This window comes from Arthrobacter sp. MDT2-3 (assembly GCF_059090465.1).
Map to the genome: position 1 here is coordinate 372,539 of NZ_JBNHFS010000002.1, position 23,196 is coordinate 395,734.

The 23,196-nt window shown below is 64.1% G+C and carries 25 protein-coding genes; 10 read left to right on the forward strand and 15 right to left on the reverse strand.

Annotated elements, in window-relative coordinates; all coding sequences use genetic code 11:
* Nucleotides 1-16 precede the first annotated feature (16 nt).
* From AC5RUQ_RS07310 to sigE, 3 genes are all read right to left on the reverse strand, one after another.
* Nucleotides 17-427: a twin-arginine translocase TatA/TatE family subunit gene (locus AC5RUQ_RS07310; RefSeq protein ID WP_163162166.1), complete on the reverse strand. Its 411-nt coding sequence runs from the start codon at nt 425-427 to the stop codon at nt 17-19.
* 69 nt (nt 428-496) lie between these two features.
* A complete protein-coding gene (locus AC5RUQ_RS07315; RefSeq protein ID WP_493946690.1) occupies nt 497-1,363 on the reverse strand; it encodes an anti-sigma factor in 867 nt (288 codons plus the stop codon).
* 7 nt (nt 1,364-1,370) lie between these two features.
* Complete coding sequence (gene sigE / locus AC5RUQ_RS07320) at nt 1,371-1,985, reverse strand: RNA polymerase sigma factor SigE (protein ID WP_163162164.1); 615 nt, start codon at nt 1,983-1,985, stop codon at nt 1,371-1,373.
* A 229-nt stretch (nt 1,986-2,214) separates the two neighbouring features.
* On the opposite strand from sigE, the gene AC5RUQ_RS07325 reads away from it, so the two are divergent.
* Entirely contained in the window at nt 2,215-2,847 is a 633-nt protein-coding gene (locus AC5RUQ_RS07325; RefSeq protein ID WP_493946691.1) for an O-methyltransferase, read from the forward strand.
* 45 nt (nt 2,848-2,892) lie between these two features.
* On the opposite strand, the gene AC5RUQ_RS07330 is transcribed toward AC5RUQ_RS07325, so the two are convergent.
* The 4 genes from AC5RUQ_RS07330 to AC5RUQ_RS07345 form a co-directional block, all read right to left on the reverse strand.
* Complete coding sequence (locus AC5RUQ_RS07330; protein WP_009357720.1) at nt 2,893-3,060, reverse strand: DUF3117 domain-containing protein; 168 nt, start codon at nt 3,058-3,060, stop codon at nt 2,893-2,895.
* A 234-nt stretch (nt 3,061-3,294) separates the two neighbouring features.
* On the reverse strand, nt 3,295-4,542 hold the full coding sequence (locus AC5RUQ_RS07335) for a hypothetical protein (RefSeq protein WP_493946692.1): 1,248 nt from the start codon (nt 4,540-4,542) through the stop codon (nt 3,295-3,297).
* Nucleotides 4,539-4,985 carry a DivIVA domain-containing protein gene (locus tag AC5RUQ_RS07340; protein ID WP_493946693.1) on the reverse strand — a complete coding sequence of 149 codons (447 nt, stop codon included), beginning with the start codon at nt 4,983-4,985 and terminating at the stop codon, nt 4,539-4,541. Before AC5RUQ_RS07340 ends, AC5RUQ_RS07335 begins: the two co-directional genes overlap by 4 nt.
* A gap of 31 nt (nt 4,986-5,016) precedes the next feature.
* Nucleotides 5,017-5,799, reverse strand: coding sequence for an LOG family protein (locus tag AC5RUQ_RS07345; protein ID WP_493946694.1), 783 nt, complete (start codon nt 5,797-5,799; stop codon nt 5,017-5,019).
* Between the two features lie 104 nt (nt 5,800-5,903).
* On the opposite strand from AC5RUQ_RS07345, the gene AC5RUQ_RS07350 reads away from it, so the two are divergent.
* The 4 genes from AC5RUQ_RS07350 to AC5RUQ_RS07365 all read left to right on the forward strand — a co-directional run bounded on the left by AC5RUQ_RS07350 (nt 5,904) and on the right by AC5RUQ_RS07365 (nt 9,188).
* Nucleotides 5,904-6,659: an amino acid ABC transporter ATP-binding protein gene (locus tag AC5RUQ_RS07350; RefSeq protein WP_493946695.1), complete on the forward strand. Its 756-nt coding sequence runs from the start codon at nt 5,904-5,906 to the stop codon at nt 6,657-6,659.
* Nucleotides 6,660-6,728: 69 nt separating this feature from the next.
* Nucleotides 6,729-7,616: a glutamate ABC transporter substrate-binding protein gene (locus AC5RUQ_RS07355; protein ID WP_493946696.1), complete on the forward strand. Its 888-nt coding sequence runs from the start codon at nt 6,729-6,731 to the stop codon at nt 7,614-7,616.
* Between the two features lie 85 nt (nt 7,617-7,701).
* Entirely contained in the window at nt 7,702-8,352 is a 651-nt protein-coding gene (locus tag AC5RUQ_RS07360; RefSeq protein ID WP_163162150.1) for an amino acid ABC transporter permease, read from the forward strand.
* A complete protein-coding gene (locus AC5RUQ_RS07365) occupies nt 8,349-9,188 on the forward strand; it encodes an amino acid ABC transporter permease (protein ID WP_493946697.1) in 840 nt (279 codons plus the stop codon). The genes AC5RUQ_RS07360 and AC5RUQ_RS07365 overlap by 4 nt, the downstream gene beginning before the upstream one ends.
* Nucleotides 9,189-9,241: 53 nt before the next feature.
* Here the strand turns inward: AC5RUQ_RS07365 and dapE are convergent, their stop codons facing one another.
* Nucleotides 9,242-10,378 (reverse strand): succinyl-diaminopimelate desuccinylase, encoded by a 1,137-nt coding sequence (gene dapE, locus AC5RUQ_RS07370; RefSeq protein WP_493946698.1) that lies wholly within the window; start codon nt 10,376-10,378, stop codon nt 9,242-9,244.
* A 50-nt stretch (nt 10,379-10,428) separates the two neighbouring features.
* Here dapE and dapD point away from each other — a divergent pair, with 50 nt between their 5' ends.
* Nucleotides 10,429-11,466 carry a 2,3,4,5-tetrahydropyridine-2,6-dicarboxylate N-succinyltransferase gene (gene dapD / locus AC5RUQ_RS07375; protein ID WP_493946699.1) on the forward strand — a complete coding sequence of 346 codons (1,038 nt, stop codon included), beginning with the start codon at nt 10,429-10,431 and terminating at the stop codon, nt 11,464-11,466.
* 5 nt (nt 11,467-11,471) lie between these two features.
* Complete coding sequence (locus AC5RUQ_RS07380) at nt 11,472-12,329, forward strand: transglycosylase SLT domain-containing protein (protein ID WP_493946700.1); 858 nt, start codon at nt 11,472-11,474, stop codon at nt 12,327-12,329.
* Between the two features lie 14 nt (nt 12,330-12,343).
* Here the strand turns inward: AC5RUQ_RS07380 and AC5RUQ_RS07385 are convergent, their stop codons facing one another.
* Complete coding sequence (locus AC5RUQ_RS07385; RefSeq protein WP_493946701.1) at nt 12,344-12,955, reverse strand: hypothetical protein; 612 nt, start codon at nt 12,953-12,955, stop codon at nt 12,344-12,346.
* 99 nt (nt 12,956-13,054) lie between these two features.
* The gene (locus AC5RUQ_RS07390) at nt 13,055-13,663 is read right to left on the reverse strand and encodes a TetR/AcrR family transcriptional regulator (RefSeq protein WP_493946702.1); all 609 of its coding nucleotides are present in this window, start codon (nt 13,661-13,663) and stop codon (nt 13,055-13,057) included.
* Nucleotides 13,664-13,791: 128 nt separating this feature from the next.
* On the opposite strand from AC5RUQ_RS07390, the gene galE reads away from it, so the two are divergent.
* On the forward strand, nt 13,792-14,805 hold the full coding sequence (gene galE / locus AC5RUQ_RS07395; protein ID WP_493946703.1) for a UDP-glucose 4-epimerase GalE: 1,014 nt from the start codon (nt 13,792-13,794) through the stop codon (nt 14,803-14,805).
* Nucleotides 14,806-14,885: 80 nt separating this feature from the next.
* On the opposite strand, the gene AC5RUQ_RS07400 is transcribed toward galE, so the two are convergent.
* From AC5RUQ_RS07400 to fdxA, 3 genes are all read right to left on the reverse strand, one after another.
* Nucleotides 14,886-16,172, reverse strand: a complete 1,287-nt coding sequence (locus AC5RUQ_RS07400) for a citrate synthase (RefSeq protein ID WP_163162134.1) — start codon at nt 16,170-16,172, stop codon at nt 14,886-14,888.
* A 228-nt stretch (nt 16,173-16,400) separates the two neighbouring features.
* Nucleotides 16,401-17,549 carry a succinyldiaminopimelate transaminase gene (gene dapC, locus AC5RUQ_RS07405; protein WP_493946704.1) on the reverse strand — a complete coding sequence of 383 codons (1,149 nt, stop codon included), beginning with the start codon at nt 17,547-17,549 and terminating at the stop codon, nt 16,401-16,403.
* 14 nt (nt 17,550-17,563) lie between these two features.
* A complete protein-coding gene (gene fdxA / locus AC5RUQ_RS07410; protein ID WP_050685972.1) occupies nt 17,564-17,890 on the reverse strand; it encodes a ferredoxin in 327 nt (108 codons plus the stop codon).
* 150 nt (nt 17,891-18,040) lie between these two features.
* Between fdxA and AC5RUQ_RS07415 the strand changes: the two genes are divergently transcribed.
* Entirely contained in the window at nt 18,041-18,289 is a 249-nt protein-coding gene (locus AC5RUQ_RS07415) for a putative acetyltransferase (protein ID WP_493946705.1), read from the forward strand.
* A 105-nt stretch (nt 18,290-18,394) separates the two neighbouring features.
* Here AC5RUQ_RS07415 and typA read toward each other — a convergent pair whose 3' ends face one another.
* A complete protein-coding gene (gene typA, locus AC5RUQ_RS07420) occupies nt 18,395-20,323 on the reverse strand; it encodes a translational GTPase TypA (RefSeq protein WP_256248410.1) in 1,929 nt (642 codons plus the stop codon).
* 271 nt (nt 20,324-20,594) lie between these two features.
* Between typA and AC5RUQ_RS07425 the strand changes: the two genes are divergently transcribed.
* Entirely contained in the window at nt 20,595-21,470 is an 876-nt protein-coding gene (locus tag AC5RUQ_RS07425; protein ID WP_493946706.1) for an SGNH/GDSL hydrolase family protein, read from the forward strand.
* A gap of 9 nt (nt 21,471-21,479) precedes the next feature.
* Here AC5RUQ_RS07425 and AC5RUQ_RS07430 read toward each other — a convergent pair whose 3' ends face one another.
* Nucleotides 21,480-23,186, reverse strand: coding sequence for a dipeptide ABC transporter ATP-binding protein (locus AC5RUQ_RS07430; protein WP_493946707.1), 1,707 nt, complete (start codon nt 23,184-23,186; stop codon nt 21,480-21,482).
* Nucleotides 23,187-23,196: the final 10 nt, after the last annotated feature.

Genomic DNA, 23,196 nt, shown 5'->3' on the forward strand with positions numbered 1-23,196 from the left:
TCCCCACGTCGGGTGGCTAGGTGGCTTCCGTATCGAAGGGGGCAGCTTCGCCCGGCGGAAGCGACTGAAGCACCCTCTCAGGCCGCTTCGGAGCGGCATCAGCCACCGCTACGGCGGCGGCGCCGGAGACGGCTGCGACGGCGGCAGGCGCACCGGCGCTGACGGGCTTGGCGTCATCGTCCAGGAGTGCCTCTTTGATGATGCGCCGGGGATCGTACTGGCGGGGGTCGTACTTCTTCCAGTCGACATCATCGATGTCGATTCCCACTTCTTCCTTAATCTGCTCCCGGGCGCCGGAAGCCATGCGGCGGACTTCCTTGACCAGGTTGGCCAGTTTCTGGGTGTATTCGGGCAGCCGTTGGGGACCGATCACGAGGACGCCAATGATCAGCAGAAGAAAGAACTCCGGGCCGTTGATTCCAAACACTTTAGGAAGATTACCCTCTCCGGGCTGCCAGTGACGATTCCCGCCCACGGGCGGTGGAAACTGTCCGCTTTACTGCGTAAAAAGGGCCACGATCTTGTTTACGCCGCGCTGCAGGCGCTGTACCACGGGTTCAGGATGCTGCGCAGGAGGTTCCGCCGGCGCTTCGGCTGCGACACCTTGGCCCGCCTTTTCGCTGAGGCGCTGAAGGATGGGCATGGCGTCGTCGGCCTGTTCCGCGGGGAGGTCGGAGACGTAGGTGAAGGTGCGGCCCTGCGTCCGAAAGGTTGCGGACCACGGCGAGGACGCCAGGATCTGCAACGTCGGGCCGGCCTGCCCCGAACCAGGTTCCTCTTCTGCGCCCCCGGGGTTATGCCGTTCCGTGATGGTCGCGTAATGGGTCCCGTCGGAGAGCTTCAGTTCGACGGCGGGGCGGCCCTCGAGCATCACGGCTTTCGCCGACTCGAGGTGGAATCCCATGGCCCCGAGCTCGGGGCACACCCAGCCTTCCGACCGCAGGCCCGACAACCTGTCCACGCTCAGGGTCCTCCCGTCAGCCGGCGTCTGGGCGGAGACCTGCGAGAGCGTGGCTCCGGCTGCAGCACCATCTGCCTGAAGCGGCTCACCGGCCACAGCAAAAGCGCCGGCAGCGAGCACACCCGCTGCGGCAACGGTGCCCCCTGCCGTCATCGCGAGCACCCGGACCGCTGCCCTGGATCCCTGGTGATGCGGGGCAGGAACCGGCGGCCGGGCTGCCAACTCCTGGGTCCTGGCCAGCAGCCGGGCGGTCAGGTCATCGCTGGCCGGCGGGATGGGCGCATCCCGCAGCCGCTCCAAGTACTGCCGCTCCCGGTGCAGGGCTGAAGCACATTCATGGCAGGACTGGATATGGCTGGCGGTGCGCTGATGCCTGCGGCTGAGCGGAAACTGGGGCCTCATGTGCCGTTCAGAGGATGCCGGCGATGCGCGGCAATGACAGCTTGGGCCTGGACTGCTGCGGTCGCGGGTCACGGTGGGCCAGCTTTTCGCGGAGCATGGTGCGGCCACGGTGGATGCGGGAGCGCACCGTACCGAGCTTGACACCCAGGGCCTCGGCAACTTCGTCGTAGGACAGGCCTTCAAGATCACAAAGAACCACAGCTGCACGGAAGTCCGGCGGGAGTTCCTCGAGGGCGGCCTGGACATCAAGGTCCAGGTTGTTCAGCTCGAAGCTCTGCTCCGGGCCAGGTTCCCGCCCGGGGATCCTCGACTCAGCGTCCTCCGCAAGGGCGTCAAACCGGATGCGTGTTTTCCGCCGCGCCTGGTCAAGGAAGAGATTCGTGGTGATGCGGTGCAGCCAGCCGTCCAGCGTTCCGGGCTTAAAATTTTCCAGCGAACGGAAAACGCGGACAAACACCTCCTGGGTGAGGTCTTCGGCGTCGTACTTGTTTCCGGTCAGGCGGTAAGCCAGCCGGTAAACCTTCGCGGAGTGGTTAGTCACCACTTCTTCCCAAGTAGGGCGCACCCACTCGGACTCAGGCTTGTTTGCTGCAGGGACAGGTGCCACAACTGATGATGACATCGTCCACTCCCCTCGTGGAATGCTTACGCCCGGATACTGTTGACATCTCTAATTCGGCGCCGCCCACCCTATGGATGACCAGATAATAATCATTTCAAACTTGGCTGGGAATTTCCTGACTGCCGGGTAACTTCAGCCGTGGGCGCAACAGCCCGCCTTCCCGGCTGTTGCCGAACGACACAGTAGGCTGTAGAGGACACTCCCCCTGCCGCCCAGAAAGCGAAAACCCATGAGCGCCGACAAGTCCACCAGCTGGTCCTATGCAGAAGATCTGCCCGCTGAGGATGAGGTCATGCTGCGGGCCCGGGAACGTTCCTTTGAATTGGGCGTGACCCCCATCGGGCCCGGCGTGGGCGCCGTCCTCACCGTCCTCGCTGCCGCGTCGAAGGCGCAGACCGCCGTCGAAATCGGAACCGGTGCAGGCGTCTCGGGTGTCTGTCTGCTCCGCGGCCTCGGTCCGCACGCTGTCCTCACCACCATTGACGTGGACGTCGAACACCTCAAAGCCGCACGGGAAGCCTTCTCGGAGGCCGGCAGCCCGGCCAACCGCACCCGCACCATCTCCGGCCGCGCAGGGGACGTCCTGCCGCGCCTCACGGACAGCGCGTACGACCTGGTGTTCATCGACGCTGACAAGCCGGGACTTCCCGGTTATGTGGAGCAGGCCATCCGGCTCCTGAAGCCCGCCGGGCTGCTGATCATCAACGATGCACTGGACAAGGACAAGGTAGCCAACCCTGCGGGCCGCGAGGCCACCACGGTGGTCCTGCGCCAGGTGGGGAAGAGCATTCGCGACGACGAGAGGCTGGCCTCCGCCATGCTTCCCACCGGCGACGGCCTGCTCGTAGCGGTCAAAAAATAAGACAGGATCCGCAGCCCGAAGGCTAGCGGACCCTGTCCGGCACAATCATTCGGTAACGCCGACCAGGCATTCCTTGAGGTTGGCCGCTTCGGCTGCATTCAGTTCGACCACCAGGCGCCCGCCGCCTTCGAGCGGGACGCGCATGATCAGGCTGCGGCCCTCCTTGGTGACTTCCATTGGGCCGTCGCCGGTGCGTGGTTTCATAGCCGCCATGAGGAATTCCCCTCCATTTAGTCCCAGGACTGATCAGCCCGGGTGGGCTGTGTCCGCATGTAGATCAAGCTGCCATGGCGGAGTGGATGGACACCGCCGGGGCTGCGCGTATTCTGAATGCTTATTGTCCTTGCTTACCTACCATTATCGCGGAATTACCCGCCCGTAGCTAATCGATGGACATTTGTGGGCGGGTCCAATTTGCAGTCTGACCTGCACAGAAGCCGGTTTTTTCTACGGTGGATAATCCCCGCCGCCTGGCAGCTGCGCCCACGCCCACAGCCAGACAATCCACACGATCTGCAACAACACGAACATCACCACGACAGTTCCGCGGTAAGCCCGGGACTGTGACAGGAGCGCGGCACCCAGCGCCAGTGGGAAAAGCGGCAGCAGCATACGGAAAGTACTGGTCTGCGGGTGGAGGAACATCACCAGGTAGCCCACGTAGCAGGCGCACCACAGCCGAAGTTCGGCCCCGAGCCGAACTATCGGCGGAAGGTACAGCATCGCGCCGAAGAGCGCCACGAAAACGAAAGGCGCCACCACTCCGAGCACCGGGCCGAAGAGGTCGACGCCGGTGTCGAACCAGGGCTTGAACGGCACCAGATTTTGGCCCCGCCATACTGTTTCAGTCTTGGTATAGGCCTGGATGTCCCCCGTTGCCGCCCAGGCGGCCGCCGGCCACGCCAGTGCCGCGAGGCCTGCCACTGCCGTTAGAGCAGTAAGGGCCGCCAGGTCCCCGACGGAGTGCGGACCCGGTTCCCGGCCGCCCAGGCGCTGCACCAGCCGGTGGACCAGGAGGAGCCCCAGCATGGCCGCGAATGGAACGCCCACCGGACGCGAGAGGCACAGCATCACCACCACGGGGATCGCCCACAGGTACTGCCGCCGGACTACCAGCAGCAATGCGGCCGCGAGCAGCAACAGGGACAACGGTTCGGCATATGGCACCTGGAGCACCGCGGACACAGGGAAGGTGGCGAAGAACGTCACTGCCCACAGTGCCGGCCCGTGTGCTGCCTTATGCCGGAAAAGCGCATAGACCACCAGGGCGGCAGCCAAACCGGACAGCATGGCGATAATGGTCAGCGAAGCAGCAGGGGCCAACCCCGTCAGTCTGCTGAGCCCTCCTGCCAGCGACGGGTACAGGGGATAAAAGGCCCACGTATTCTCCTGGACATTGCCTGCGTCATCGACCGGAAGGGTGGCGGGATAACCGGTGGCGATAACCCTGCCGTACCACCGCGCGTCCCAGATGTTGATGAAGTTCCAGTAGTCGGGCTTGGCCGGGAACCAGGGGTTGGGCCCTTGGTGCAAGGCGGCAGCCATAAAAATCGCGGCGCTGACGGACCTGGCCGCGATGTAGATGGCCGAGACCTGCAACCACCAGGGCCAGCCGCGGACGGTTGCGCCGAAGCGGACGGCGAGCGCCTGGACCGACGCTGAAACGCCCGTTCCCCGCCGGGTGGCAGTGCTCACTCCCGGACCTCCCCGGCCCCTGCGCCGGCATGCCCATGGATTTCCGCCGCCGGCGGATCCGCCTGTGCACCTGTCCCAGCCGCGGGCTCCGCCGCCGTTCCAGCGGCGGGCCCTGCATCTTCCATGGCCTCCAGCCTGGCCTTCAGGATCTCAACTTCCTGCCGGCTTGCCGCAAGCTGGTCCCTCAACTCATCGAGCACCTGGTCCACCTGGTCCATCCGGTAGCCCCGGAGGCCCAGCGAAAACCGCACGCGGTCCACGTCCTGTGGCGCCGCATTGGCTGGCAGGAGGACCGGGGGAAGGTTAGCGGGAGGCTGGTCAAGGCCGGCGTCCAGCAGGGCAGGCAGGGCGCGGCCGCCGGGCTTGCCGGAACGGCCCCCTGCACCGGCCCAGAGGACAGCGCCGATCAGGGCAACGGCAAGGAAGACCAGAAAAAAAGTCACTATCCCATCGTGCCAGACGTGGCCGCCTTTGTTATTCCGGGCGCTGTTCGCCGTTCAGGGAGGGCGTGACGGCCACGTGGAGCACCCGGTCCACCGCTTCCGCCGGGTCATCCACCACTTGGATCAGGTCCAGGTCCTTTTCCGAGACCATCCTCTCAGCCACGAGCGTGCCCCTGATCCAATCGATCATCGGGCCCCAGAAGTCGACGCCGAGCAGCACGATCGGGAAGGACGTCACCTTCCTGGTCTGCACCAGGACCATGGCTTCGAAGAGTTCATCCAGCGTGCCAAGGCCGCCAGGCAGGACGATGAATCCCTGCGCGTACTTTACGAACATGGTTTTGCGGGCAAAGAAGTACCGGAAGTTAATCCCCAGGTCCACCCATTGGTTCAGGCCCTGCTCGAAAGGGAGCTCAATGCCGAGTCCGACGGATACGCCGTTACCTTCAACGGCGCCGCGGTTGGCGGCTTCCATGGACCCCGGTCCGCCTCCGGTGATCACCGCGACGCCGGCCTCGGCCAGCTTCCGCCCCACCTCAACGCCCATCTCATAGTAGGGGCTGCCCGGCTTGGTCCGGGCTGAACCGAAGACGCTGACGGCCGGACCGAGGTCAGCCAACGCCCCGAACCCCTCGACGAACTCGCTTTGGATCCTGAGCACGCGCCATGGGTCAGTGTGCACGAACTGGCCAGGGCCTTTGGTATCAAGCAAATGCTGGTCGGACATCTCCACGGACGCCTGCTTGCGGCGAAGTTCAAGGGGTCCTTTACGGCGCGGCTGGGAGTTTTTGGCCGGATCTGCACTGATGCTCATTCCCCAAGGCTAACCTGCCTGCGGGAGGTATCTCTTGAATCACGATCCGCAGGAACTTGGGGTGATTCGCATCATAAGACGGCGTTGTTCGCTAGATTCTTCCTATGACTACTCATGTGCCCGGCGATGCCCTCGTCTCCCTGAACGCCGTAAATAAGCATTACGGCCAGCTGCACGTTTTGAAGGACATCAACCTGCAGGTCCGCAAAGGCGAGGTTGTCGTGGTCATCGGGCCGTCTGGCTCCGGTAAGTCCACGCTGTGCCGCGCCATCAACCGCCTCGAAACGATTGAAGGCGGCACTATCAGCATTGATGGAAAAGTCCTCCCCGCGGAAGGCAAGGAACTGGCACAGCTCCGGGCCGACGTCGGAATGGTCTTCCAGTCATTCAATCTCTTCGCGCACAAAACCATCCTCGAAAACGTCACCCTTGGTCCCATCAAGGTCAAGGGCGTTGCAAAGTCAACCGCGGACAAGGACGCCATGGCGCTGCTTGAACGGGTTGGCGTCGGACACCAGGCTCCGAAGCTTCCCGCACAGCTGTCCGGTGGCCAGCAGCAACGCGTTGCCATCGCCCGCGCCCTGGCGATGAAGCCCAAGGTCATGCTTTTCGACGAGCCGACGTCGGCACTGGACCCCGAGATGATCAACGAGGTCCTGGACGTTATGATCCAGCTGGCCAAGGAGGGCATGACCATGATCGTGGTCACGCACGAGATGGGCTTCGCCCGCAAAGCCGCCGACCGAGTGGTCTTTATGGCGGACGGCCAGATCGTTGAGGACGCCACCCCTGAGGAGTTCTTCACCAATCCCAAGAGCGACCGCGCCAAGGATTTCCTCTCCAAGCTCCTCACCCACTGATTCACCTACGAACAAACACACAAGTTCGCACCCAGGCCGTGACCCACGGCCACCAATGAAAGGAATGTCATGAAGGCATTTATGACCCGGCGGAAGTCATTCTTCGTGGCGGCTACCGCTGCCCTCGCCCTGTCCCTGAGCGCATGTGGCGGAGGCGGAGCCGGTACCACCAGCGACCCCTCAGTTGAAGCAGCACCCACCTTCGCCGCCGGCACCACCATGGAAAAGCTCGCCTCGGCCGGAACCATCAAGATCGGTACCAAGTACGACCAGCCGCTCTTCGGCCAGGTGGGCCTGGACGGCAAGCCGGTGGGCTTCGACGTCGAAATCGGCAAGCTGATCGCCGCCAAGCTGGGCATCGCTGCCGACAAGATCGAATGGTCCGAGACGGTGTCAGCCAACCGCGAGCCGTTCATCGAGCAGGGCAAGGTTGACCTGGTGATCGCCACGTACACCATCAACGACAAGCGCAAGCAGGTTGTCAGCTTTGCCGGACCGTACTACGAGGCCGGCCAGGCACTGATGGTGAACAAGGACAACGACACCATCAAGACCCCCGAGGACGTCAAGGGCAAGAAGGTCTGCTCGGTCACCGGCTCGACCCCCGCCGCGACGATTGTGGACAAGTACGGTGCAGAGCTCGTCCCTGCAGCCACCTACTCCGCCTGCCTGGAGCCCCTTCGCAACAAGCAGGTTGAAGCAGTCACCACCGACAACGTGATCCTGGCCGGTTTCGTGGACAAGGAGCCGGACGCCTTCAAGCTCGCTTCGGACGAGACCTTTACGAAGGAGCCCTACGGCATCGGCCTGAAGAAGGACGACACCGAGTTCCGCAACTGGATCAACGACCAGCTCGAAGCGTTCCAGGAGGACGGGTCCTACAAGAAGGCATGGGAAGATACCGCAGGTTCAGTCATCAAGACTGCCCCTGAGCTGCCCGAGCTCGACCGTTACTAGGTAACGCCGCTAGTTGCCGGGGCTGTTCTGCAGCCCCGGCAACCACCGTCTCCGCTCCCGTCCACGCCCACATCCAAAGGATTTTATGGACGTCATTCTTGAAAACCTGCCCCTGTACTGGAACGGTTTTCTCCGCACGCTTTTCCTTTCCGCCGTTTCCGGAGTCATCGCCCTGGTTCTTGGCACGCTGCTGGCGGCAGCCAGGGTCTCCCCCGTAGCAGCACTCCGCGGCTTCAGCATGGTCTACGTGGAGGTTCTCCGGAACACCCCGCTGACCATCGCCTTCTTCTTCGCAGCGATCGTTCTCCCCCGGCTCGGCGTTACCTTCGAGCAGTTTGAGGTTGCAGCCATCATTGCCCTCAGTACCTACACCGCAGCGTTCATCGCCGAAGCTGTCCGCTCGGGTGTCAACAGTGTTCCCGTTGGCCAGGCCGAAGCCGCCCGCAGCATCGGCATGAACTTCGGGCAGGTCCTGAACCTCATCATCCTCCCGCAGGCCCTTCGGACGGTGGTCCCGCCGTTGATCAACATCCTGATCGCACTGGTAAAGAACTCTTCGGTGGCCGGCGCGTTCTTCGTCCTGGAACTGTTCGGCTACGGCCGCCAGTTGGCCAACGCCAACGGTGACGCCGTGATCCCCGTGCTGCTGGGCGTTGCGTTCTTCTATCTGCTCCTCACCGTTCCGCTGGGCATCCTCGCCAGCACGGTGGAACGAAAGGTGGCGATTGCCCGATGACCTCGGTACTTTATGACGTTCCCGGCCCGAAGGCCCGGCGGATATCCCTGATTGGTTCGATCGTCGGTTCCCTGCTGATCCTGGGCCTGCTTGCCTGGATCATCATGACCTTTGCCCAGCAAGGCATTTTTGAAGGGCGCCGGTGGGCCATCTTCACCCGTGCAGACGTGTGGACACTCCTGGGCAACGGATTGAGCGCAACCCTCAGCGCCGCGGCTTTGGCAGCAGTGATCGCCTTCCCGCTCGGCCTCCTGCTGTGCCTGTTGCGCATCTCGGATGCAGCCTTCATCCGCATCCCTGTCCGGGTGCTGCTGGAGTTCCTCCGCGGCATGCCGGTAGTCCTGATGATGCTCTTCATCCTGCTGGGGTTCGGAACCTCGCCGTTCATTGCCGTCGTCACCGGCCTGGTGCTTTACAACTCGGCAGTGTTCGCGGAAATCATCCGTGCGGGCATCCAGTCGCTTCCCAAGGGGCAGCGGGAAGCCGGCCTGGCCATTGGCCTGACCAGCTTCAAGTCCCGGATGCTGATCGAGCTGCCGCAGGCCATCCGGCGCATGATGCCCTCGCTCGTAGCCCAGATGGTGGTCCTCCTGAAGGACACTTCACTCGGCTATATCGTGGCGTACGGCGAGCTGCTGCGTGCCGTGCAGGTGATGGCTGACTTCCTGGGTACACAGTTCCTGTTCCCCATCTTCTTCGTGGCAGCGGCGATCTACATTGCCATCAACATCTGCGTTTCACGCATCGCAGTGTGGATTGAGCGCCGCGGATCCAAGAAGGCGGCAGGCGGCGTGGCCAAGGCCGAACCCGAAAAAGCCGAAGCACCCGTCCCCTGATACCTTCCTGCAACAGTGGCCCGGACCTTTGGTCCGGGCCACTGCCATTTAAGTCAGGCTGCCAGCCAGTCCTGCAGCGCGTGCAGGCACTTACGAATGGCGTCGGCATGGACGTGCTCGTTGTCCTTATGGGCCAGCAGGGCATCCCCCGGCCCGAAGTTCACCGCCGGGATCCCCAGTGCACTGAACCGCGCGACGTCGGTCCAGCCGTATTTGGGCTTTGGCTCGGCTCCGACGGCGGCAACGAAGGAAGCGGCCGCGGGGTGCTGGAGCCCCGGGCGTGCACCGGCGGCAGCGTCGGTGCGGACGACGTCGAAGCCTTTAAGAAGTTCCCGCACCACCGCTTCTGCCTGGTCGGGGGTCTTGTCCGGTGCAAAGCGGTAGTTGATCTCCACCACGCACCGGTCTGGAATAACATTGCCGGCGGTGCCACCGTTGATTTTTACCGCGTTGAGGCTCTCGCGGTATTCCAGCCCGTCCACGTTGACAGTGGCAGGTTCGTAGGCCGCCAGCCTGGCCAGGATGGGTGCCGCTGCATGGATGGCGTTGCTGCCCATCCATGCCCGGGCCGAGTGCGCTGCCTCGCCCACTGTTGTTGCCTCAAACCGGCTTGTCCCGTTGCAGCCGCCCTCCACCGTGCCGTCGGTCGGTTCCAGCAGGATGGCGAAGTCGCCGCCAAGCAGGTTGCCATGGTTGCGCACCAGCCGGCCCAGGCCGCTCTTTACGGCCTCCACTTCCTCGTGGTCGTAGAAAACAAAGGTGACGTCCCGCTTGGGCGCCGCCCCGCCGTCGAACATTGTGGCGGCAAGCGCCAGCTGAACCGCGACGCCGCCCTTCATGTCGGTGGCACCGCGGCCGTACAGCACGCCCTCCCCGGGCACCCCGGATTCCCAGCTGGATGGAACCGTACCCCTGGACCCTTCAGTCAGGGGCAGCGGAACGGTATCGAGGTGGCCTGCCAGGATGACGCGTTCGGCGTTCCCCAGCTCCGTGCGGGCAATGATCGAGTCGCCGTCGCGGACAACGTGCAGGCCCGGAATGGTCAGCAGGGCCGCTTCCACGGCATCGGCCAACGCGGTCTCATTTCCGGACACGCTGTTGATGTCCATGATGGCGGCGGTCAGGAGCGCAACGTCCTGGCGCAGGTCGAGCGGTAGGGTGGAAGGTCCGGGGGCGGTTTCGGCAGTCACGGAGCCAGTCTAGTTCGGAGCAGGTCCCCCGCCATCGATAGACTGGGGCCATGACTGAAACTGCTTCCTCCGCTGTGCCCGAAACCCAGAACGCCCCCACCGAAGAACGCTCCGCCTACGGCTTCGGCGTGGCCACCATTGCGTCCGCCAAGGGCAACGCAGATGATGCCACCGTCCTGGACGTCTGGTTCCCGGCCCCGGCCCTGGGTGTAGCCGCCGAAAACCTGCGTGCAGTGGAGAACGCGGATGACGTTCTCACCCGGATCGCCGAAGGCGGCACCGATGAGGACCGCGGCACGGAGCAGAAGGTGGTCTTTGTCCAGATCAACCTCGATGAAGCCCCGGCCGACACCGCGGACGCCTACCTTCGCCTGCACCTGCTCTCGCACCGCCTGGTCCGGCCGAACACCATCAACCTGGACGGCATCTTCGGCAAGTTGCCGAACGTTGTGTGGACCAACTTCGGGCCGGCCGCGGTGGAGGGCTTCGAACTGACCCGCGCCCGGCTGCGCCGGCGCGGGGCAGTCACCGTGTACGGCATCGACAAGTTCCCCCGCATGGTGGACTACGTGGTCCCCACGGGCGTCAGGATCGCCGACGCCGACCGCGTGCGCCTGGGTGCACACCTCGCCGAAGGCACTACGGTCATGCACGAAGGCTTCGTCAATTTCAACGCGGGCACGCTGGGCACTTCCATGGTCGAAGGCCGGATTTCCGCGGGTGTAGTGACCGGTGACGGCAGCGACGTCGGCGGCGGAGCGTCCATCATGGGCACGCTGTCCGGCGGCGGCAAAGAGAAGATCACCATCGGTGAGCGCGTACTGCTCGGCGCGAACTCCGGCGTCGGGATTAGCATCGGCGACGACTCGGTGGTGGAAGCCGGCCTCTATGTCACGGCAGGAACCCGGGTGCGCGTACCTGGTCCCAAGGACGAGGTAGGCGAAGACACCACCAAGATCGTTAAGGCAGCGGAGCTCTCCGGCGTCCCCAACCTGCTGTTCCGCCGCAACTCCACCAACGGTGCTGTGGAGGTCCTTCCCCGTGCGGGCCAGTCCGTGGAACTGAACGACGCCCTGCACGCCAACTGATCCCTATGGCACGAAGCCAAGGCCTGCGCAGGCTCCTGGTGCTGCTGCTCGCCCTCGCACTGGTGATCGGCGGCGTCTATGCGGCGGTGTTTTTTGTGCAGCGTTCCGAAACCCTTGTTTCGGAACGCTGCATCGCCGTCGTGGGCGGAGGAACGGCAGAGCTGGCACCCGACCAGGCGGTATACGCTTCCCTGATCACCGCCGTCGCTGTCCAGCGGGGGCTCCCGCCGCGGGCCGCGACCATAGCGCTTGCCACCGCGATGCAGGAGTCCAAGCTGCGGAACATCGACCACGGAGACCAGGCAGGCCCTGATTCGCGGGGGCTGTTCCAGCAGCGCCCGTCCCAGGGCTGGGGCAGCGAGGCGCAGGTCATGGACCCGTACTATGCAGCAAACGCCTTTTACGACGCTTTGGTCCAAATCCCGGGCTATGAGTCGATGGAGATCACCGAAGCGGCGCAGCGGGTCCAGCGGTCCGCTTTCCCCACCGCCTATGCGCAGCATGAGCAGATGGGGCGCTTCTTTGCCTCCGGACTGTCCGGCCAGACGCCCGAAGCCGTTCAATGCACGCTCCGTTCCGCATCGGCTGCCGGAGACCCTGGCGCCGTTTCGGCGGGACTGGCCCAGGCCTACGGGCCGTTGGTCACGGCTGTGGAAGGCCAGACGCTGGTGGTGGAAGCCGCCGGCAGCCAGGCCTGGTCGGTTGCCCAGTGGGCCGTGGCAAACGCCAAGGTGTATGAAGTGACGCAGGTACAGGTGGCTGGACGGACCTGGGACCGGGGACAGCGGAACGGCTGGCAGGAATCATCAGGCTCTGACGGCCAGGTCCGGATCACTGTGTCACCGGTTGGCGTCGAGGGCTGAGCCTGCTGGCCGTCCTAAGCCAGGATCTCCACCACCGGTTGGACATAGCTGCGGAACAGCTCGGGCTGGCCCATCAGCTCGTGGCTCATGATGATTTTGTCCGGCTCGAGGTACCACGCCCGCTGCTCATTCAGAGGCAGCTCGATGATGGTCAACTTGAAGTCGCGGGCGTCCCGCCCTACCTCCAACAGCCTGTCATCAACCATGTCCTCCAGCAGCTGGTCTGTACCGATGGCAGCCCGCTCTGCTTCCAGCTCGGCGTATTCGCTCCTGCGCTCCCGCGCCCAGGTGAGGGCAGAGCCGAAGTGCGCCTGCAGTACACGCTGCAGCGCCGGCGAATTGCCAAAGGCCTCAAAATCAGGCGGCGACAGTTCCGGCGACGTCTGGGGATGGGCCTTCAGTAACTGCGCCCACCAGGCCTCCCACTCCGTCTTAAGCCCGCTCAGGCCACCAACATCGGCAGTGAGGTGGGAATGGTCTGCAGGGCGGATTTTGGGCGCGGCATGCGACAGGGCCGGATGGCCGGCGCCGTCCAGCCCGGCTGCATCGCGGACGTACAGGGCGATCATCATCGGTCCGGACGTGTCGGTGGTGATCTGCCAGCCGGAACCGCCTGTTTGGTGCATCCGAAATCCTTCCCTGGCGCGTTGTGACCGGTCCTGTTGATCCGGTGTCACGCCCCCGGTTATCAGTCTATTCCCCATGTTCGATGACGTTAACGGCAGTCACGCCGCAAGCCCGTCAAGGTGCCGCTCCAACACCTCCCTGCAGATGCCGGCCGTCATCCAGGCTGGCTGGAGCAGGGCATGCATACATAGTCCGTCGAGGGTCGCCAGGAGTCTTTCAGCCTCCACCACCAGTGCTTCCTCGGGTTCACCGGCGGGCATCAGGGTGGTGATGGTGCGTCCCATCAAGGCCGCGACTTCCCGGTGGCTGCGATCTGCCTCCGTTGCAAGGAAGGGTCTGATCCTGGCGGCGTTCCGAAAGGCCATCCAGACACAGGCCTCCACAGCCCGCCGTTCATCCAGCGGCAGCAGTTCGCCCAAGAGTGTTAAAACCGCTTCCCGGTGTTCAGGGCTTGCGGGCGGGTTCTTCTCCAAGGCGGGCAGGGCTTCAACCAGCCTGGCAACGATACGGTCGACGACGGTCGCAAAGGAATGCGTGAGCAGCTCCTCGCTTCCCGCGAAGTAGTGCCTTACGGACCCGACGGCCAGCCCCGCCTCGTCTGCCACTTCCCGGAGCGACGCCTTTTCCAGCCCGTCCACTGCGATGATCCGCCAGACCGCTTCGACCACGTCCTGGCGCCGGGCTTCGGCATTGACAATTTTAGGCACTCCATTTTTTAACACATCTGTGCTGAATAGAGAATCCGGCCCGCCGCCAGTTCCGTAAACCCCGGCCTGCTGCCCGTTATCCGGGACACATCGGCGGCAGCCCGCCCAGTTGGGATAGCGTTGGAGGCATGAAAATACTGGTCACAGGGGGAACCGGCTACATCGGGTCCCACACTGTTCTGTCCCTGCAGGAAGCCGGCCATGACGTGGTGGTCATCGACAACCTCGTGAACTCCAGCGAAGAGTCGCTCCGGCGGGTTGCGGAACTCACCGGCAAGACAGCGGAGTTCCACAACGTCGACCTCGTGGACGAGGCCGCCGTGGAAAAAGTGTTTGCCGGCGACACCATCGACGCGGTGATCCACTTCGCCGGGCTGAAGGCCGTGGGCGAGTCAGTGCGCGAGCCGCTCAACTACTATTACAACAACCTGGTGGGCACCCTGAACCTCATCCGGGTCATGGACCGGCACAACGTCCGCTCCATCGTCTTCAGCTCCTCAGCCACCGTCTACGGCGAGCATAACCCCATCCCCTACGTGGAAAAGATGGAGATCGGGGCCAACAACCCTTACGGCCGCACCAAGGAACAGATCGAGGACATCCTCTCGGACCTGGGTTCAGCGGACAGCCGCTGGCATATAGCCCTGCTGCGCTACTTCAACCCTGTGGGAGCCCACCCCTCCGGACGGATAGGCGAGGATCCCCAGGGTATCCCGAACAACCTGGTGCCGTTCATCGCCCAGGTAGCGGTAGGCCGGCGCGAAAAGCTTATGGTCTTCGGCGGCGACTATGACACCCCGGACGGCACCTGCCTGCGCGACTACATCCACGTCGTCGACCTCGCTGAAGGCCACGTGGCCGCACTGAACCACGTGGCGGACCGCGCCGGCGTCTTCCGCTGGAACCTCGGTTCCGGCAAGGGCTCCTCGGTGCTGGAGGTCCTGCGCTCCTTCGAGAAGGCAGTGGGCAAGCCAATCCCGTACGAAATCACGGGCCGCCGCGCCGGCGACCTGCCAGCGTTCTGGGCCGACGCCACCTCCGCCTTGGCAGACCTCAGCTGGTCCACCACCAAGACCGTGGATGAAATGTGCGAGGACCACTGGCGCTGGCAGAAAAACAACCCCCAGGGCTACAACTCCTGAGGCAACGTGGTCCCATTACAAGAAAGCGGCCGCCCACCTCCTGGAGGTGGGCGGCCGCCGTCGTAATTCAGGCTGCTATGTCAGCGGACCGGGTAGTCGCGCTCCGGCTCGCCGATGTAGAGCTGCCGCGGGCGGCCGATCTTGGTGTTCGGGTCGCTGATCATTTCGCGCCACTGCGCGATCCAGCCGGGGAGGCGGCCGATGGCGAAGAGCACCGTAAACATCTTCTCGGGGAAGCCCATGGCCTTGTAAATGAGGCCGGTGTAGAAGTCCACGTTGGGGTAGAGCTTGCGCTGGATGAAGTAGTCATCGTTCAGCGCCTTCTCTTCCAGGCGCAGCGCGATGTCCAGCAGTTCATCGTTGCCGCCGAGCTTGGTGAGGATCTCGTGGGCGGTGGCCTTGACGATCTTGGCGCGCGGATCGTAGTTCTTGTACACGCGGTGCCCGAAGCCCATAAGCCGGACGCCGTCTTCCTTGTTCTTGACCTTCTCCATGTAGTCCTCGGGCTTGGTGCCCTCGGCCTGGATCTGGCGGAGCATCTTCAGCACAGCCTCGTTGGCGCCACCATGGGCAGGCCCGAACAACGCATTGATGCCGGCTGAGACGGACGCGAACAGGTTGGCGTTGGAGGACCCCACCAGGCGCACGGTGGAGGTGGAGCAGTTCTGCTCGTGGTCCGCGTGCAGGATGAGCAGCAGGTCCAGGGCCTTCGCGACAACCGGGTCCACCTCGTACTGCTCGGCCGGAAGGCCGAAGCTGAGCCGGAGGAAGTTCTCCACGAGGTTGTGCGAGTTGTCCGGGTACAGCATGGGCTGGCCGATGGACTTCTTGTGGGCATAGGCCGCGATAACCGGGAGCTTTGCCATCAGGCGGATGGTGGAAACTTCCACCTGCTCGGCGTTGAAGGGATCCAGTGAGTCCTGGTAGAACGTGGACAGCGCGGAAACGGCCGAGGACAGGACGGGCATGGGGTGCGCGTCGCGGGGGAACCCGCCGAAGAAGCCCTTGAGCTCTTCGTGCAGCAGCGTGTGCCGGCGGATCTTCTGGTCGAATTCGTCCAGTTCGGTGGGAGTGGGCAGGTTGCCATAGATCAGCAGGTAGGACACCTCAAGGAAGCTGGAGTGCTGTGCCAGCTGCTCGATGGGGTATCCGCGGTAACGCAGGATGCCCGCATCGCCGTCGATGTAGGTGATAGCCGAAGTTGTGGCTGCTGTGTTCATGAAGCCGGGGTCAAAGGTGACTGCGCCCGTCTGCTTCAGCAGTTTGGAAACGTCGTAGCCCTCGTTTCCTTCAACAACCTGGATGCGCGGCAGCTTGAGCTCGCCTCCTGCGTGGTGCAGGGTCGCAGCATTGTTGGTCTCAGTCATGGAGTCCCCTTCATGAGGCGTCTGGGCCTCTGTCGAAAGCTTGATCCAACATCAGGTGAGCCGCGCACGAAGCCTGAGAACACAGGTTCCAACACCCGGGCTGCCTTCTTGTAGAAAGCCACCATTGATAGTCACTTAAAAAGCTACCGCTCCTTGGCGGGTGCCACTAATCCGCGACGTTCAAAAGTGGCCTAAAACCAGCCCGATGTGGCGCGAGTCACAGCATTGTTACGATGTGGCGGCCAGCCGGGCGACAGCGGCGTCGATCCGTTCGTCGGTTCCGGTGAGGGCGACCCGGATATAGCCGTTGCCGGCCTCGCCGTAGAAGACGCCGGGGCCCACCACGATGCCGCGCTCTGCCAAACGCGCCACAGTGTCCCAGGTGCCCTCCCCCGCCGTGGACCAGAGGTACAACCCGGCGTCGGATTCCTTGATTTCCAGCCCAAAGCCCAGCAGCGCCGGAACCAGCCGTTCGCGGCGTCCGCGGTACAGGTCCTTCTGGGCTTCAACGTGTGTGTCGTCGCCCAGTGCCACCCGCATGGCCTCCTGCACCGGATAGGGCACGATCATGCCCGCGTGTTTGCGGCTGTTCACCAGGTTGGGCATCAGGTCCGGATCACCGGCCACAAACGCCGCCCGGTAGCCTGCCACGTTGGATTGCTTGCTCAGCGAGTACACAGCAAGCAGGCCCTGGTGGGATCCGCCAGCAACCCGGGGGTCAAGGATGCTCGGAACTGCATGGCCGCCGCGCTGGACGTCCCAGTCGCCCCAGCCAAGTTCGGCATAGCATTCGTCGGAGGCCACTACTGCGCCGATGTCCCGGGCCTGCGCCACCAGCGCCTTCAAAGAGTCGATTCCCCGCACGCTGCCGGTCGGGTTGCCGGGTGAATTGACCCAGATCAGCCGGACGCGGGAGCGGGTGGCGTCGTCGAGCTCGTCCAGGTTGTCGGTTGCAACGGAGGTAACGCCAGCGAGGGTGGCACCGATATCGTACGTGGGGTAGGCAACCTTGGGGCGCACGACGACGTCGCCTGGCTTCAGACCCAGCAACAGCGGCAGCCAGGCCACGAGTTCCTTGGAGCCCACCGTCGGCATGATGTTACGGGGATCAAGACCGGCCACGCCGCGGCGGCGTTCAAACCATCCGGCGATGGCTTCCCGGAGCGCGGGAGTGCCGTGGACGGTAGGGTACCCGGGGGCATCCGCGGCGGCCTTCAAGGCGTCCTGGATCAAGGCTGGAGTGGGATCCACCGGCGTGCCGATGGACAGATTGACCGCTCCGTCCGGATGCGCGGAAGCCGTGGCGAGATACGGCGCCATGGCCTCCCACGGGTAGTCGGGCAGGTCAAGGCCGAACGTATTCACTGCTGCGGTCACCAATCCTGCCTGCGTCAGTGGTCTTGGTTCTGCGGCGGCAGCGCGGCGATCATGGGGTGGTCCTTGCCGGTGTTGCCGACCTTGGCGGCTCCGCCGGGAGAACCGAGGTCGTCAAAGAACTCCACGTTGGCCTTGTAGTAGTCGGCCCACTCATCCGGGGTGTCATCCTCGTAGTAGATGGCCTCGACGGGGCAGACGGGCTCGCATGCCCCGCAGTCGACGCATTCGTCCGGATGGATGTACAGCGAACGCTCACCTTCATAGATGCAGTCGACGGGGCATTCCTCAATACATGCCTTGTCCTTGACATCTACACACGGCTGCGCGATTACGTACGTCACGTCCCTGGCCTCTCCACGTTGGTTCCGGCAACCCGCCGGTTCTTGCATCCGGCAACTATGGCCGGACCCTGACATCTGAGCCTATTATCTCCCGGCCCGTTCCCGCGAACCTAGCCGGTGGCCTTGTGTGAAGCCCTTTAGTATGAAGTGGTGAACCTGCCCGCCCCCACACCTGCCGGATTCCTTGCCGCCGCCGCGCCTGGCACCCGGGTGGTGGTGCGCTACCGCATCGACGGCGGCTTCACGGACGCCTTGGGGCACCTGGTGATGTGCGACGCCGGTGCCTGCACCGTCCGTACGCGGCAGGACGACGTCGTCATCCCCCTGGACGAGGTCGTCGCAGCCAAGGAAGTCCCGCCGGCACCGGAGCCGCGCCCGCGCCGGCAAGCCGCGCCATAAGGGCCGGCTGCGCCCACCCCGCAGGAGGCAAAGAAAAAGCCGGGACGACGGCGGGAAATCCGCCTGCCGTCCCGGCAGTTTCATTGGCCATCAGGGCCGTTGTTGCTAGACCTTCGCGCGGGCGCGGTTGGCCTTGGCGCGCTCGTTGGTGTCCAGGATCACCTTGCGGATGCGGATGGACTCCGGGGTCACCTCGACGCATTCGTCCTCACGGGCGAATTCGAGGCACTCTTCGAGGGTGAGGTCGCGCGGGGGCGTCAGGTTCTCGAAGGTGTCCGAGGAGGCTGCACGCATGTTGGTGAGCTTCTTTTCCTTGGTGATGTTGACGTCCATGTCGTCGGCGCGGGAGTTCTCGCCGACAATCATGCCCTCGTAAACCTCAGAGGTAGGCTTCACGAAGAAGGAACCGCGCTCCTGGAGGTTGATCATGGCGAACGGCGTTACAACACCGGCGCGGTCGGCGACCATGGAACCGTTGGTGCGGTACTCGATGGGGCCGGCCCACGGCTCGTAGCCCTCGGAGATGGAAGCTGCGATGCCGGCGCCGCGGGTGTCCGTGAGGAACTTGGTGCGGAAGCCGATCAGGCCACGGGCGGGAACGATGAATTCCATCCGGCACCAGCCGGTGCCGTGGTTGGCCATGTTGGTCATGCGGCCCTTGCGTGCGGCCATGAGCTGCGTGACGGCGCCGAGGTACTCTTCGGGCACGTCTATGGTCATGTGCTCCATGGGCTCGTGGATCTTGCCGTCGATGGTCTTGGTGACAACCTGCGGCTTGCCCACGGTCAGCTCGAAGCCTTCGCGGCGCATCTGCTCAACGAGGATGGCCAGGGCCAGCTCGCCACGGCCCTGTACTTCCCAGGCGTCGGGACGCTCGGTGGGGAGAACCTTGATGGAGACGTTACCGATCAGTTCCTTGTCCAGGCGGTCCTTCACCTGGCGGGCCGTGACCTTGGCGCCCTTGACCTTGCCCGCCAGCGGCGAGGTGTTGATGCCGATGGTCATGGAGATCGCGGGATCGTCCACGGTGATCAGCGGCAGCGGCTGCGGGTTCTCGGCGTCGGTCAGGGTCTCACCGATGGTGATGTCCTCAATACCGGCGACGGCGACGATCTCACCGGGTCCGGCAGATTCGGCCGGAACACGGTCCAGGGCCTTCGTGGCCAGCAGTTCAGTGATCTTGACGTTCTTGAGCTCACCGTTGGCACGTGCCCAGGCAACGGTCTGGCCCTTGCGCAGGGTGCCGTTGTAGATGCGCAGCAGTGCCAGGCGGCCCAGGAAGGGCGAGGCATCCAGGTTGGTGACGTGCGCCTGCAGCACACCTTCCGGGTTGTAGGTGGGAGCCGGAATGTGCTCAATGATGGTCTTGAAGAGCGGCTCCAGGTCCTCGTTCTCCGGGGCGGTGCCGTCGGCGGGCTGCTCCAGGGACGCGCGGCCAACCTTGGCGGCAGCGTAGACAACGGGAACCTCAAGGATCTTGTCCAGGTCGAGATCCGGAACTTCGTCGGCCAGGTCGGAAGCCAGGCCCAGGAGGAGGTCCATGGACTCGTGGACGACTTCCTCAATGCGGGCATCGGGACGGTCCGTCTTGTTCACCAGCAGGATGACGGGCAGGTGGGCGGCCAGGGCCTTGCGGAGCACAAAGCGGGTCTGCGGCAGCGGACCTTCGGAAGCGTCAACGAGGAGGACAACGCCGTCAACCATGGACAGGCCGCGCTCCACCTCGCCGCCGAAGTCGGCGTGGCCGGGGGTGTCGATAACGTTGATGGTGATGGTCTGGCCGTTGGAGGACGGACCGTTGTAGGCCACCGTGGTGTTCTTGGCCAGGATGGTGATGCCCTTTTCGCGCTCGAGGTCACCGGAGTCCATCACGCGGTCTTCGAGGTGGTTGTGCTCGGCAAAGGAGTTGGTCTGCTTGAGCATGGCGTCGACCAGGGTGGTCTTGCCGTGGTCAACGTGGGCCACAATCGCGACGTTGCGGAGGTCACTGCGGGATGCAGTGGCTACCGCGGTGTTGGTGGTGGTTTCAGACATGCGTAATGGCTCGATTCAGTGGTGAAAGTCAGCTGTTGTATCGCGACATTTCCAACTGGAACGCACGACAGATCAGGCCCTTAGCACAGGGCACCTTCCCCAAGTCTAGCCGCTGTGCCATTTATTGGCCTAAATTTTTCCGGCGGCGTGCGGCCCCCCCCGGCGCCCCGGCGGTGCGCCGCGCCAGAAATTGTGGGCAATATCACTGGCCTTACAGGTTGGCATGCCACATGATTGCTCTGACAGACCGTGCAAGCCCGAAAGACACCAGATGCGCAAAGCCTCGCCTGCGTTGGCCCAGACCCGTTCTGCTGCGTACGGCTGCATCGCGGTTATTGCCTTATCTAGTGTCCTGGCCCTCGCGGGCTGCGGCCTGTCCGGGCAAGCCCTTGGAAATCCTCCCCCGGCCGCTGCGGCCGCCGGTCCCGAAGGAGCAGCCGGCGGGCAATTGCGTGCCGGCTTCCCTGTCCTGAACCCCGCTAATGGGCGGTTCGAAGCCGTTGTCCCCGATATCAGCAAAACCGTCCTCCTGATCGGGGATTCGCAGTCGGAACCGGCAGACGGCTGGCCCCGCCAAGGCCTCTCTGCTGCGGGGTACAAGGTGTACTTTGGCGGGAAGGGCGGCACCGGATTCGTGACAGCCAACGGGAAGACAGGCAACTACATCGACGCCCTCCTGCGGGGTGACTGGCTAATTCCTTCCGGTACTCCCGCGCTGATTGTTATCCAGGGCGGCGGCAATGACGCTGCCAGCGGGGCATCCGACAGCCAGATCGCCGGCAACGCCGGCCGGTTAATTGCAGAGTTGCAGGCACGCTATCCGGGAACCCCGATGGCGATGATAGGAACCCTGGCCCGGGGCGAAAACAACGGGGGCGGCCGCCGCACGGAAGTTGATGCTTTGCTGGGATCGGTGGCCGCCGCGCATGGCCTGCCCTTCGTTTCCGTGGGCGACTGGCTCACCAAGTACGGCCTGGCCAAGGACCTCGCCGACGCCGTGCACATGAATCCCAGCGGCCGGCAGGCCCTGGGTGCGCTCCTGGAGCGCAGGCTGCGCGACCTGGGCCTCGAGCGGAAGCCGGCAATGGGGCAGGGTGAAAGCAGTTGGAGCCGGAGCCAGCAGGCTCCGGCTCCAACCGGTGAATAGGAAGGGCTGCTAAGCGACTTCCGGCGGCAGCATCAGCTTTGCGCCGGGGATGGCGTTAAGCAGTGCCTGTGTGTACTCCTGCTGCGGCGCGTCGAAGACGTTGTCCGTTGATCCGGTCTCCACCAGACGCCCCTTCTCCATCACGCAGACGTGGTCCGCGATCTGCCGCACCACCGCGAGGTCGTGGGTGATGAAGAGGTAGGTCAGCCCAAGGTTGGACTGAAGGTCTGCCAGCAGATTCAGTACCTGGGCCTGGACCAGCACGTCGAGGGCGGAAACTGCTTCATCACAGATGATGACTTCAGGATCCAGGGCAAGTGCCCGCGCAATGGCGACGCGCTGCCGCTGCCCGCCAGAGAGCTCGTTCGGGTACCGCTGCATGGTGGATTGCGGCAGCGCCACCTGGTCCAGCAGTTCACGGACCTTCTTTTCCCGGCTGGCTTTGTTCCCGATTTTGTGGACCCGCAGCGGCTCCTCGATGGTCCGGAAGATGTTGTACATGGGGTCCAGGGAGCCGTAGGGATCCTGGAAGATGGGCTGGACCCGGCGCCGGAATTTGAACAGCTCCGAAGGCTTCAGCAGCGAGGTGTCCACGCCGTCGAAAAGGATCCTGCCGTCGGTGGGCTTCTCCAGCTGGAGCACCATCTTGGCCACGGTGGACTTGCCGGAGCCCGACTCCCCCACGATCGCCGTCGTGGTTCCCCGGAGGACGTCGAAGCTTACGCCGTCCACGGCCGCGAAGTCCGATGATTTCCCCAGGCCCTGCCGAAGCTTGTACACCTTCCGCAGGTCCTGGATTTGCAGGACGTTGTCGGCAGCAAGCGCCTCCGCGGCCGGAGCGAGCAGATCGGCCGCTTCCAGGCCCTGTTCCTTGGCAACCTGGATCCTTCTGCTTGCCAGGGAGGGCGCAGACTCAACGAGCCGCTTGGTGTAGGGGTGCTGCGGGTTCTGCAGCAGCTCCAGCGACGGCCCCGACTCCACTACCTGTCCGCGGTACATCACCACAACCTTGTCCGCGCGTTCAGCCGCGAGGCCCAGGTCGTGGGTGATCAGCAGGACAGCTGTGCCCAGTTCGGAGGTCATGCCTTCGAGGTGGTCCAGGATCTGCCGCTGCACCGTGACGTCCAGCGCTGACGTGGGTTCATCGGCGATCAGCAGCCTGGGCTGGCAGGACAGGCCGATCGCGATCAGGGCCCGTTGGCGCATACCGCCGGAGAACTCGTGGGGGTACTGCTTGGCGCGCCGGTGGGAGTCCGGCAGCCCGGCTTCGGACAAGACCTTGGCGATGTCCTCGGGGCCACTGGGACGCCCGTTCGCCTGCAGCGTTTCCTTGACCTGGTAGCCGATCTTCCACACCGGGTTCAGGTTGGACATCGGGTCCTGGGGCACCATGCCGATGGTGTTGCCGCGCAGTTCGATCATCCGCTTTTCGGGCGCGTGCGAGATGTCTTCGCCGTCCAGCAGGATCTGTCCGCCGGAGACCCGCCCGTTGCCGGGCAGCAAGCCAATGGCAGCCAGGGCGGTGGTCGACTTTCCGGACCCCGACTCGCCCACGATGGCCACGGTTTCACCCGGCATGATGGTCAGGTGCGCGTTCCGGACAGCGTTGACTTCGCCGTTGCTGGTATTGAACGTGATGGCGAGGTCGCGGATTTCCAGCAGCGGCCGGTCTGCGGGTATTCCGGCTTCAGTGATAGTGACATCGGATGTAGTCACGTGTGCCTCC

What these genes read in the sequence shown, in the direction of transcription:
- AC5RUQ_RS07360 (WP_163162150.1), top strand. Translation starts at nt 7,702, where the DNA reads ATGGACGTCATTCTTGAAAACCTGCCCCTGTACTGGAACGGTTTTCTC.
- dapD (WP_493946699.1), top strand. Translation starts at nt 10,429, where the DNA reads ATGACTGAAACTGCTTCCTCCGCTGTGCCCGAAACCCAGAACGCCCCC.
- AC5RUQ_RS07315 (WP_493946690.1), bottom strand. Translation starts at nt 1,363, where the DNA reads ATGAGGCCCCAGTTTCCGCTCAGCCGCAGGCATCAGCGCACCGCCAGC.
- AC5RUQ_RS07385 (WP_493946701.1), bottom strand. Translation starts at nt 12,955, where the DNA reads ATGCACCAAACAGGCGGTTCCGGCTGGCAGATCACCACCGACACGTCC.
- AC5RUQ_RS07325 (WP_493946691.1), top strand. Translation starts at nt 2,215, where the DNA reads ATGAGCGCCGACAAGTCCACCAGCTGGTCCTATGCAGAAGATCTGCCC.
- AC5RUQ_RS07345 (WP_493946694.1), bottom strand. Translation starts at nt 5,799, where the DNA reads ATGAGCATCAGTGCAGATCCGGCCAAAAACTCCCAGCCGCGCCGTAAA.
- AC5RUQ_RS07350 (WP_493946695.1), top strand. Translation starts at nt 5,904, where the DNA reads ATGACTACTCATGTGCCCGGCGATGCCCTCGTCTCCCTGAACGCCGTA.
- AC5RUQ_RS07380 (WP_493946700.1), top strand. Translation starts at nt 11,472, where the DNA reads ATGGCACGAAGCCAAGGCCTGCGCAGGCTCCTGGTGCTGCTGCTCGCC.
- AC5RUQ_RS07355 (WP_493946696.1), top strand. Translation starts at nt 6,729, where the DNA reads ATGAAGGCATTTATGACCCGGCGGAAGTCATTCTTCGTGGCGGCTACC.
- AC5RUQ_RS07330 (WP_009357720.1), bottom strand. Translation starts at nt 3,060, where the DNA reads ATGGCGGCTATGAAACCACGCACCGGCGACGGCCCAATGGAAGTCACC.
- AC5RUQ_RS07365 (WP_493946697.1), top strand. Translation starts at nt 8,349, where the DNA reads ATGACCTCGGTACTTTATGACGTTCCCGGCCCGAAGGCCCGGCGGATA.
- typA (WP_256248410.1), bottom strand. Translation starts at nt 20,323, where the DNA reads ATGTCTGAAACCACCACCAACACCGCGGTAGCCACTGCATCCCGCAGT.
- sigE (WP_163162164.1), bottom strand. Translation starts at nt 1,985, where the DNA reads ATGTCATCATCAGTTGTGGCACCTGTCCCTGCAGCAAACAAGCCTGAG.
- galE (WP_493946703.1), top strand. Translation starts at nt 13,792, where the DNA reads ATGAAAATACTGGTCACAGGGGGAACCGGCTACATCGGGTCCCACACT.
- AC5RUQ_RS07400 (WP_163162134.1), bottom strand. Translation starts at nt 16,172, where the DNA reads ATGACTGAGACCAACAATGCTGCGACCCTGCACCACGCAGGAGGCGAG.
- AC5RUQ_RS07425 (WP_493946706.1), top strand. Translation starts at nt 20,595, where the DNA reads ATGCGCAAAGCCTCGCCTGCGTTGGCCCAGACCCGTTCTGCTGCGTAC.